General features: G+C 34.1%; 7 protein-coding genes. 3 read left to right on the plus strand and 4 right to left on the minus strand.

Annotated features, from left to right (window positions below; translation table 11 throughout):
* Window positions 1-305 precede the first annotated feature (305 nt).
* Window positions 306-1,988 carry a glutamine--tRNA ligase/YqeY domain fusion protein gene (locus PXD56_RS00685; RefSeq protein WP_276491439.1) on the minus strand — a complete coding sequence of 561 codons (1,683 nt, stop codon included), beginning with the start codon at window positions 1,986-1,988 and terminating at the stop codon, window positions 306-308.
* Between the two features lie 225 nt (window positions 1,989-2,213).
* Here PXD56_RS00685 and PXD56_RS00690 point away from each other — a divergent pair, with 225 nt between their 5' ends.
* Both PXD56_RS00690 and PXD56_RS00695 read left to right on the plus strand, forming a co-directional pair.
* A complete protein-coding gene (locus tag PXD56_RS00690) occupies window positions 2,214-4,460 on the plus strand; it encodes a T9SS type B sorting domain-containing protein (RefSeq protein ID WP_276491440.1) in 2,247 nt (748 codons plus the stop codon).
* 7 nt (window positions 4,461-4,467) lie between these two features.
* Window positions 4,468-6,678 (plus strand): PorP/SprF family type IX secretion system membrane protein, encoded by a 2,211-nt coding sequence (locus tag PXD56_RS00695; RefSeq protein WP_276491441.1) that lies wholly within the window; start codon window positions 4,468-4,470, stop codon window positions 6,676-6,678.
* Window positions 6,679-6,981: 303 nt separating this feature from the next.
* Here PXD56_RS00695 and PXD56_RS00700 read toward each other — a convergent pair whose 3' ends face one another.
* The gene (locus tag PXD56_RS00700) at window positions 6,982-7,386 is read right to left on the minus strand and encodes a hypothetical protein (protein WP_276491442.1); all 405 of its coding nucleotides are present in this window, start codon (window positions 7,384-7,386) and stop codon (window positions 6,982-6,984) included.
* Between the two features lie 92 nt (window positions 7,387-7,478).
* On the opposite strand from PXD56_RS00700, the gene PXD56_RS00705 reads away from it, so the two are divergent.
* Window positions 7,479-7,961 carry a hypothetical protein gene (locus PXD56_RS00705; protein ID WP_276491443.1) on the plus strand — a complete coding sequence of 161 codons (483 nt, stop codon included), beginning with the start codon at window positions 7,479-7,481 and terminating at the stop codon, window positions 7,959-7,961.
* A gap of 180 nt (window positions 7,962-8,141) precedes the next feature.
* Here PXD56_RS00705 and PXD56_RS00710 read toward each other — a convergent pair whose 3' ends face one another.
* Together PXD56_RS00710 and PXD56_RS00715 are read right to left on the minus strand one after the other, a co-directional pair.
* A complete protein-coding gene (locus tag PXD56_RS00710; RefSeq protein WP_276491444.1) occupies window positions 8,142-8,339 on the minus strand; it encodes a hypothetical protein in 198 nt (65 codons plus the stop codon).
* A 4-nt stretch (window positions 8,340-8,343) separates the two neighbouring features.
* Window positions 8,344-9,165, minus strand: a complete 822-nt coding sequence (locus PXD56_RS00715; RefSeq protein ID WP_276491445.1) for a class I SAM-dependent methyltransferase — start codon at window positions 9,163-9,165, stop codon at window positions 8,344-8,346.
* Between the last annotated feature and the right edge of the window lie 570 nt (window positions 9,166-9,735).

A 9,735-nucleotide genomic window follows, 5' to 3' on the forward strand; every position in this document is an offset into this window, starting at 1 on the left:
ACGAAAAAAAGGCATTTTGCTTAATGGATCGATGAAATGTAATTCTCTAAACTTAATGAGATTATGAAAAGAAGGGAATTAAAAGGGAATACTTATACTATAATAAAATGATAAGTGCACTTTGGATAATTAAGGTTTTAAGCAATAGTAAAACGCAATATAAGTTGTTTTGAAAGCATTTTTCAACATCAACCAACAACTTGTATAGCTGACTATTTAAAACCATTGAGGTGGTCTTAAAACAATAAAAATGGCATAAAAAATACCAATTGATATTTTTTATGCCATTGAAAATAATTATACTTTTATTTTTCGGCAATTTTAGCCCAAGAATCTCTTAAACCAACAGTTCTATTGAAAACTAATTTATCTGCAGTTGTATCTGGATCAACACAGAAATACCCGATTCTTTGAAATTGAACCCGGTCTCCAATTTGTGCCTCTTTTAAATGAGGTTCTACATAACCGGTAATTACCTGTAAAGAATCTGGATTTACAAATTCCATAAAATCTTTATCCTTATGTGTATCTGGACTTTCATCTGTAAACAAACGATCGTATAAACGTACTTCTGCTTCAACAGCATGTTTTATAGATACCCAATGCAATGTTCCTTTTACTTTACGTAAGCTTTCTTCAGAACCGCTACCACTTTTACTTTTTGGGTCGTAAGTACATTGTACCTCTATAATATTCCCATCAGTATCTTTTGTGCAAGATTCAGCTTTAATAATGTATGCATTCTTTAAACGAACCTCTTTTCCAAGTTTTAGTCTAAAGAATTTCTTGTTAGCCTCTTCTCTAAAATCTTCTCTTTCAATATAGAATTCTCTTGAAAAAGGAACTTTTCTAGAACCGGCACTTTCATCTTCGGGATTATTTTCTGCATCTAACCACTCTTCTTCCCCTTCTGGATAATTCGTTATTACCACTTTTAATGGATCTAAAACACCCATTACCCTTGGAGCTACTTTATTTAAATGGTCACGTACCTGAAACTCTAATAAAGAAACGTCAATTAAGTTATCTCTTTTTGCTATACCTATAGTATCTGTAAAATTGCGTATAGATTCTGGGGTATACCCTCTTCTTCTTAAACCGGAAATTGTTGGCATTCTAGGATCATCCCAAGAATCGACTACACCCTTTTCTACCAATTGTGCCAGTTTTCTTTTACTCACTACGGTATGACTCAAGTTTCTTCTAGCAAATTCTCGCTGTTTAGGTCTTACTTTAGTTTTATCGTACACTTGATCTAAAAACCAATTATATAATTCGCGGTGCATGGCAAATTCTAACGTACAGAAAGAATGTGAAACTTGTTCTATGTAATCACTTTCTCCATGTGTCCAATCATACATAGGATAAATACACCAATCGGTATTTGTTCTGTGGTGTGCTTTATGCAGTACACGGTACATAATTGGATCTCGCATCAACATATTAGAGGAAGCCATATCGATCTTGGCTCTTAATACGTGAGTTCCTTCTTCAAAATCACCGTTTTTCATCTTTTCGAAGAGTTCTAAATTCTCTTCTATAGATCTATTTCTGTTCGGACTATTTGTACCAGGTTCTGTAGGTGTACCTTTTTGAGCGGCCATTTCTTCAGAAGATTGATTATCGACATATGCCTTGCCTTGTTTTACCAATTCTACTGCCCAATCATACAATTGCTGAAAATAATCAGACGCATACCGTTCGGTATCCCACTTAAAACCTAGCCATTCTACATCTTTTTTAATGGCATCTACAAATTCTTGTTCCTCTTTTGCAGGGTTGGTATCATCAAACCTCAGATTTACAGGGGCATTATATCTAAGACCTAAACCAAAGTTTAAGCAAATAGAACTTGCGTGCCCAATATGTAGGTAACCATTAGGCTCTGGAGGAAAACGAAAACGTAATTCGTCTTTGGTATAACCATTTACCAAGTCCTCTTCAACAATTTGTTCAATAAAATTCAAAGACTTCGTTGTCTCGCTCATGTCATAATTTTTCAAGCTACAAAAGTAGCAAAATTGCCTTAAATGGTTGGTTTAAATAAAACACACCTTACATAAAATGAGTTTCACAACAGAAATCTTCCTTCTAACAACATAAAATTCCAGTTCGTCGTATTTAATAACATATTTGTCTAAGAAATGTTGGGATTATAAAAAACTTATTAACCAACTTTTCAACCGTAGTGGCCCCCATAACTACAAATGCATATGAAAACCTTGAACAAACTTACCGTATTTACAGCACTATCCATGCTATTTTGCGCATTTCAATTATCTGCGCAAGCAATAGTCATCAATGCTCCTGAACCTGCAGACAATCCAAACCTGTCTGGTAGTACCCCGTGGTCTGCCGTTTGTGCAGGAAATGGCGGATTTAATGAGTACTTCGTCAACATTACTTGGATCGGTACTGCCAACCCAGACAACGAATTTATCTTAGAGTTATCTGATGCCAGTGGTAGTTTTGCTAATGCACAGACATTACAGACGATAACCGACAAAAATGATGTCAAAGATTTTGATACCAGTTTTGCTATACCAACGGATACCCGAGGTCAAGGTTATAAAATGAGAGTTCGTAGTACAGACCCAGTAAAGGTAGGTAGCGAATCTGAAGCTTATAATATGTATTATATGGATGTTACCTCTAATTTAAATATTAGTGAATTGGGTGACGGTGTACCTCCAGGTACAGTATGTAGCACAGGTGCTATTACCTTACAAGTAGATAATATAGCCAACCCAGAAACCTATCAGTATATTTGGTTTCGCAGTGGTACGGAATTAACTGGTGAAACTGGGCATACTTTAAACGTTGCACAATCTGGTATGTACAATGTATATATTGATTATGGTCCAAGATGTACCGGTTCTGGTAATACAGATTCTAATATTGTTGATGTAACTATTGGCGGTTCTGGAACCGGCATTGCAGTTACTGCTCCAACCAAAACTTCTTTATGTAGTACAGATACTGAAACATTGACTATAGACCAAACAGATGCTTCATGGAACTATCAGTGGTTCAAAGATGATGTTGAGATTGTTGGTGCAACTTCAACTTCATATAACGTGAATGCTTCTAATGCAGGTTTTGAAGGTAACTATGCAGTAGAGATTTCAGGTACAGGTATCTGTAATGAAAGATCGGCTGTGGTAACCATAACCAATGCGGAATTATATACCGTTACTGTAGAGAATGAAATTAATATGGTTTTATTACCTACACAAAACGAAGTATTATCTGTAAGTACAACGGCAGTTACACCAAGTTATAAATGGTTTAGAAATGCTGTTGAGATTGTAGGTGAAACAAGTAGTTCTCTTACTATTACCGAAGATGGCGAATATTACGCAGAAGTAACTCAAACAGGCGGTGCTTGTTCTGTATCTTCTAAAAACTCTGATATAACTACAGTTGTATCTCCTGCATCATTTGAAATTACTATAAATTATACCGAAGCGTATACCCCTTGTGAAACTACAAGTACTACGTTGGGTGTTGAGTTGATTAATGCAGTTGCAGCAGACGGAACTATAACAGATGTAACAAGTGCCTTATTGGACGGATTTACATATGAATGGAGTAAAGATGGCGCTGCAATAGCAGGTGCATCTAGCAACAGTATTAGTTTGGCTTCAAACTCTGAAAATGGGGATTACGATTTAAATGCAATTGTTGGTAGTTTTGATGTGGATTCCAATGTTTTACCGGTTCAATTATTAACTAATGAAACGGTGGCTATTACAAGCTCAGGAACTGTTTTCTGTAGTGGTGGCGAAACTATTACTTTAAGCACAACTACTGACTTGAGTTCCGCTACCTTTGAGTGGCAATTAGACGGGGCATCCATTAATACTACAGATGCTGTATTAACGGTTTCTACCGCTGGTACATATAGCTTGGCAATTGACAGAGATGGTTGTTCGTTAATCTCTAATGAAATTGTAGTTACACCATTAGATGAAAACTTAATTACGCTTGATCCCGGTACAGAAATAGTAATGCCAGAAGGTACAACTAGAACCGTTACTGCAAATGGCGGTACAGCTTACAGATGGTTAGATGCCAATGCTGCTGAATTGAGCAACTCTGATAGTGTTACAATTACCGAAGCCGGTAGTTATACCTTAATTGCATCTATTGATAATTGCGAGATTGTTAGACAGTTAGAAGTATCTTATTTAGACACCTTTAAAGTGCCTAATGTCATCACCGTGAACGGAGATGGTATCAATGATCAATGGATCATACCTAACTCTTATTCCAATAAGGCCGATGTCAATGTAATTATTTACAATGAGCAAGGTCAAGAAATTGTAAACGAATTCGATTATAAAAATAACTGGCCGCAGTCAACTACTGCGTTCACCAAACAAAACATGGTATTCTACTATAAGATCAGGAATGCCAGTGAAGTACTTAAACAAGGTACGATCACAGTAATACGTTAAGCTCACCATGCTAAAGAAAAGTGTTTTATATCTATTGTTATTTGTGTTGGCTATCATGAAGGTTAGCGGGCAAGAGGATAATCCGTTTGTATCATATGACGTTCCTTCCCAGAACCTTTTGAAGTACAACAGATTCTTAATCAACCCAACGTTTTCAACGGTTAGGGAAGACAAATCATACATCAACTTGTTACACCGAAACCAATCGGTACAATTTGATGATAACAATCAAAACTATTTCTTAAGCTATAGTGGTCGTATAAACGATAAAACAGGTTTAGGCCTTAGTCTATATTCTCAAAGAGAAGGTATCTTAAGCAACTTTGGTGTGTTGGCAAATTATGCCTACGGTATAAAACTGAACGACAAGAGTAACTTTACTTTTGGCGCAAATGTTTCTTACTACCAAAGTGGGTTTGATAACGGTAGAGCTTCTACTGTAGAAGATGATCCTTTTTTAGCAGGACTGCAAGACCAGAATCTATTATCATTTCAGCCTGGTTTTAACCTTTCTTATGGTAAATTCGATGTTGGTGTGTTTGCTGAAAACCTTTTTGATTATAACTTAAAGACAAGCGAATCTGTAACCGAGTTTAAGGACAAAACATATTCTGGGCACTTACAATATACCCATCAGTTTGAAAAGCAAGACGGTATATTTGAACAAGGGCGGTTAATGCCTTTGGCAAGAGTTAGAAAAGTAGGTGAAGAAGATGTTACCCTTGGCGGTAGTTTAATTCTTGACCTTCCAAAATTAGGATGGATCCAAGGTGGTTACGATAGTTTTTATGGTGCAGCTGCGGGTGTTGGTTTTAATCTTAACCAAAGAATCTCTTTAGGCTATACTATGGAAAAAGGGTTATCTAACAATTTTGATAATTTTGGAGTTACCCATGAAATCTCATTTGCGTATTCATTTACACCTAACCTTACAGAAGATAGGGTAATGTTAGAGGATGATTACGAGGATGATCTAGTGCAAAATGATGATGAGCCAGAGAACATTGCAACGAATGAGGAAATTGAAGAGTTGAAAATGAAGTTGGCAGAGAACGATGCCATTATTGAAGAGCTGATGTTTCGTCAAGATTCATTAGAAGCTATTCGCCAATCTGATTTAGAAAGACGTTTTGCAATGGTTATGCGTATGGTTCGTAATGAAACCAATGGAGAAAGACCTGACTTAGAAAATAAGGCCAAAGAGCTTTTCCTAGATGAGAACAGTAATACTGCTGTAGCTTCTAATTATAACCCAAGTAATTCTGGAGGCTCAAATACCAATAGTTATAATCCAAGCAACTCTGGTGAATTGGCAAGTGGTAAAGAAACAACTGGCGTAACCCAACAAGATAGGGTTGCGGTCATATCTAATGAAAGAGAAAACCCGGTTACCGAGAGACAAGAAGTTGCGGAGACCAACACAAATTATACTGATAAGAATAATTTTACTGAGCAGGTTCAGCCTAAAGACGCTGTGGTTGCAAACAGACCTAGAAATACTTCTGTACCTACTACGAATGCAGTTAGGGAAGTAGCCCAAGACGGAGTTAAAAGTCAAAGGTTTAAAGACCTACCAGATGTAACTGATGGTTACTATATAGTGGCTAATGTTTATAAAGGTGGTCAGTATATGAATAATTTTATTGACGACTTAAACGCTAAGGGTATTAACGCTGATTATATCGATAACCCAAATACAGGCTTCAAGTATGTTTACCTTCAACGTTATGATACATTTGAAGATGCTGTTGCTGCACACGATTCTAATTTGAACGGTGCATATGATGGTGCTATGTGGATCATGAACGTGGATAATAGATATTCTAACGAAGCTTACGCTAGTAATGTCAATAAGATCAAAGAAAAGTCTTCTAAGTACGACTCCAATGTTCTAACGTCTAATGAGGTGGTAAGAGATAACGTTGAGTCTAGAGAAGCCGATTCTAAATCTTATGTTATTGAGGGTGCCGGATCTGGTTATTATTTAATAGCTAATGTATTTGCCAACCCTAGCAATGCTAAGAAGTTTGTTTCGCTTTTAAATTCATTCGGGTTAAATGCAAGCTACTTTATCAACCCAAAGAACAATTATAGATATGTGTATCTTAAGAAGCATGATTCTTGGACCAATGCCTTGATTTCATATTACTCTAAGCTGAACGACGCTTATGATGATAAGATGTGGATTATGAGGGTCAATCAAGAACTACTCGTGTAGCTTTACTATATGTGAATAATAGAATTATACAAAGCCCTTATCATCTTAGATGATAAGGGCTTTGTGGTTTGAATAGCTGAGGTTTATCAATAGAACGATAAATTATAAACCAATCGTTATTTTTGTTTCAATTTAGTTATCAATTTTTATATGATAGGCACAGGGGAAAATTTTTCATTCATCTCCAAATAAAAATACAAATTGGTATTTTAATTAGTAGAAATTTTCTTTAAGTGATATATGCTATTTTCCAATTACACTTTTTTCAATTCTTGTTTCCTGAAAAAAACTTGAATATTAATTTTAGCTTGATGTCAATTTCTGCAAATTCTTTTTCAAAACAATCGTAATTAAATTAGAAATTAATAAAGTCAATTTATCTTTTTTAAATATGATTTTTAATGAATAGATTTCTTTAGTTGCTTTTGATTTTATAACAAGATAATCGTTTTCTAAAACCCAGTATAACTGATTATTTGTATCTAACGAGAACCAGTTATTATTTGAAGTTGCATAGCGTAAATGATTATTGGTAAATGTAAAAATGCTTCCAATTATTTGGTTAATGTCATCTGTAATGCAAACCCCGGGTCGGGTGATATGAACTTTTTCAATTTGCCAAGTGCCAATCAATTCATTTTCTAACACTACCTGAGATGTAACTTGAACTTGGGTCAGTATGAAAAGTAAAAGCATTATTTTTTTCATATGTTCAATACGATTTAAATGTTCTTTCGTTACTTGATTTCACAATTGATTATCTATGGTTTTAATCAAATACTATCTGTAAATTCTTTAAGATGTGGAAGAATATAAGTTGGAACGATTCTTGTTTTTACCCATTTATGAGAAAATCAATAATCCTGTTTGTATTCTTTTTTGCTCAGTTTTGTCTTGGTCAAGAGAAAGAAATATCACAATCTTATCTAATCGGTCGTTGGACAGTTGATCAAACAATAAAAGAAGGCAATTCTGAAATTATAGTTTATAAGCGAAAAAGAACTTTGAAGATTGGAACGGAGCTTCGTTTTTTAACTACTGGTGAATATCGGATAAGTTTTAATTCTGGAAGGAAAATAGGGAGGCGGTGTGGAAATGAAATTTACCAAGGAGAAATCATTCGTCAAGGAGGAATCACTGGATATTATCGTTTTAATACTCAAAATCAATCAGTAACGCTTGAAAGCTATGATACCGACCCAATAATTCATTGGGAAATTATGTGGATAGACGAAAACTCATTTGCAGTAAAAAAAGTACAAGACAATAGTAGTTATAATTAGGCAAGTACATTTGTAGCTACTTGGCAGTTATATACCAAAAGTTATACATTAAGAGACCGGAAACCAATATAGATTTCCGGATTTCATTTGTAATATTGAAATTTGAATAATGCTATTTGTTTTCCCAAATACATTAAGGAGCGTTTTTTAAGAATAATCCGTTAATATTAATGTTCAATATCACCTACTTCTTTTATTTACAATTAGATATTTGCATACCCTGTTATTATCATATTTAATTTTATGTTCAGATAATAATTGTGCTATTATTTCTCTAGTTTCATTTTCATCAAGTTGAATTTTTTCTCCTAAGTCGATCTCATTTAATTGTCCTTGGTTTTTACCTAGTGCTTTAAAATATCGGTCTTTATTTTTCATGGTTTTATTTTTTTACGGCTATCATCATATGTGGACTAAATGCTAAAATGCAGCTGTCGTTTTCAGTTATTTGTAATAGTTCTAACAAGGTTTTTCTTTTATTGTCATTTAACATGTTTGTAAAAAAGTCTTTGTCAAGCCAAGATATTCCTTCAATGGCATATGTATTTAAATAGGTTAAACCTTGGTTTACAAACTCTGATTTTAACTGTTCAGGTTTGTGATAATATGCCTCGGTCAAGAGCCAAGGAAATTCATCTGGCGGATTATGAATTCCTGTTGTTAATTCATTCTTGCACATTTCAAAGAATGACTTTTTGTGTATGAGTCCGTTTAAAAGTCCAACCAAAGTTGATGCCGTATAATTGATAGCAAAACCCAAAATGATTCCATCATTTTTTATAACACGTCTCGCTTCTAAAATGCTTAATTCCCTATCTTCTTTTTTTTGAAGATGATAAAGAGGTCCATGAAGAATGATAAGGTCTGCATAGTTGTTAGGAAAGTCTAGGTTTCTAGATTCACCAAGGTGAACTTTAAAATTGTTTTTTAATTTCTTGGCTCGGTTTTCGGCTATATGTAGGTGTTTAGCAACAGGCTCAACCAAATGGACTAAATGGCCTTTTTTTGCAAGCCATTCAGCATACTTACCAGTACCGCCACCAACATCAATAATTTTTGACGATGTATTAGAAAGGTATTTTTCAATTAAAGATTTAATTCTTTCAAATTCAAATACGCCCATACCTTTTTCTAGTCGGGTTTCTTCAGAGGCTCTTGTGTAAAAGGCTTCTATATTTCTATTAATTAATTGTTTGTTTTTCATTTTAATTACCATAAAAGCATCACATTTTTAATTGTGAAATACAATTAAAACATGAATAGTTAATTGATTTTTCAATCAACTGTTGTTGTTTAAAATTTAATTAAAGGATAAGGTGTATTTACCTGTGCACTAGAAATCTTCTATGCATTAAAACCATGTTGGTTTAGTAAGTCTTTTCAGAAAGACTCAGATAATATGTAGAATTAATATAACAGATTTTAAATATAGATAATTTTCTATTGATTCTAGTTTTATAGTAAACCAGGTTCTGTCTGTATTCTTCTTTTAATGGCTTTTGCAGGTGTTTTAAATGCAAAACAAAACAGAGAAAACAATAGTGTTGTCTGTTCTTAAGAGAGCTTCATTTCACTTTAAAGAAACTAAATGTTTCTAGAAATAAGTTGTACCAGTTAAAATCAATCGCCTAAAGATTTCCAAATACTTTTCAGTAAGGCCTGTTTTAATGAAAGATGAAATTTATTTTGAAAATCAATTTAACTATTGCGAATTAAATTTGCACAAATCTAGTACCAGAGTTAAGTTTTACATGGTTGTTTTTTTACTTAAAAT

This window comes from Maribacter zhoushanensis (assembly GCF_029350975.1).
In the GTDB taxonomy this organism is placed as follows: Bacteria; Bacteroidota; Bacteroidia; order Flavobacteriales; family Flavobacteriaceae; genus Maribacter; species Maribacter zhoushanensis.

Excerpts from the sequence above, each read along its gene's own strand:
- PXD56_RS00715 (WP_276491445.1), bottom strand. The coding sequence starts at position 9,165 with ATGAAAAACAAACAATTAATTAATAGAAATATAGAAGCCTTTTACACA.
- PXD56_RS00705 (WP_276491443.1), top strand. The coding sequence starts at position 7,479 with ATGTGGAAGAATATAAGTTGGAACGATTCTTGTTTTTACCCATTTATG.
- PXD56_RS00710 (WP_276491444.1), bottom strand. The coding sequence starts at position 8,339 with ATGAAAAATAAAGACCGATATTTTAAAGCACTAGGTAAAAACCAAGGA.
- PXD56_RS00700 (WP_276491442.1), bottom strand. The coding sequence starts at position 7,386 with ATGAAAAAAATAATGCTTTTACTTTTCATACTGACCCAAGTTCAAGTT.
- PXD56_RS00690 (WP_276491440.1), top strand. The coding sequence starts at position 2,214 with ATGAAAACCTTGAACAAACTTACCGTATTTACAGCACTATCCATGCTA.
- PXD56_RS00685 (WP_276491439.1), bottom strand. The coding sequence starts at position 1,988 with ATGAGCGAGACAACGAAGTCTTTGAATTTTATTGAACAAATTGTTGAA.
- PXD56_RS00695 (WP_276491441.1), top strand. The coding sequence starts at position 4,468 with ATGCTAAAGAAAAGTGTTTTATATCTATTGTTATTTGTGTTGGCTATC.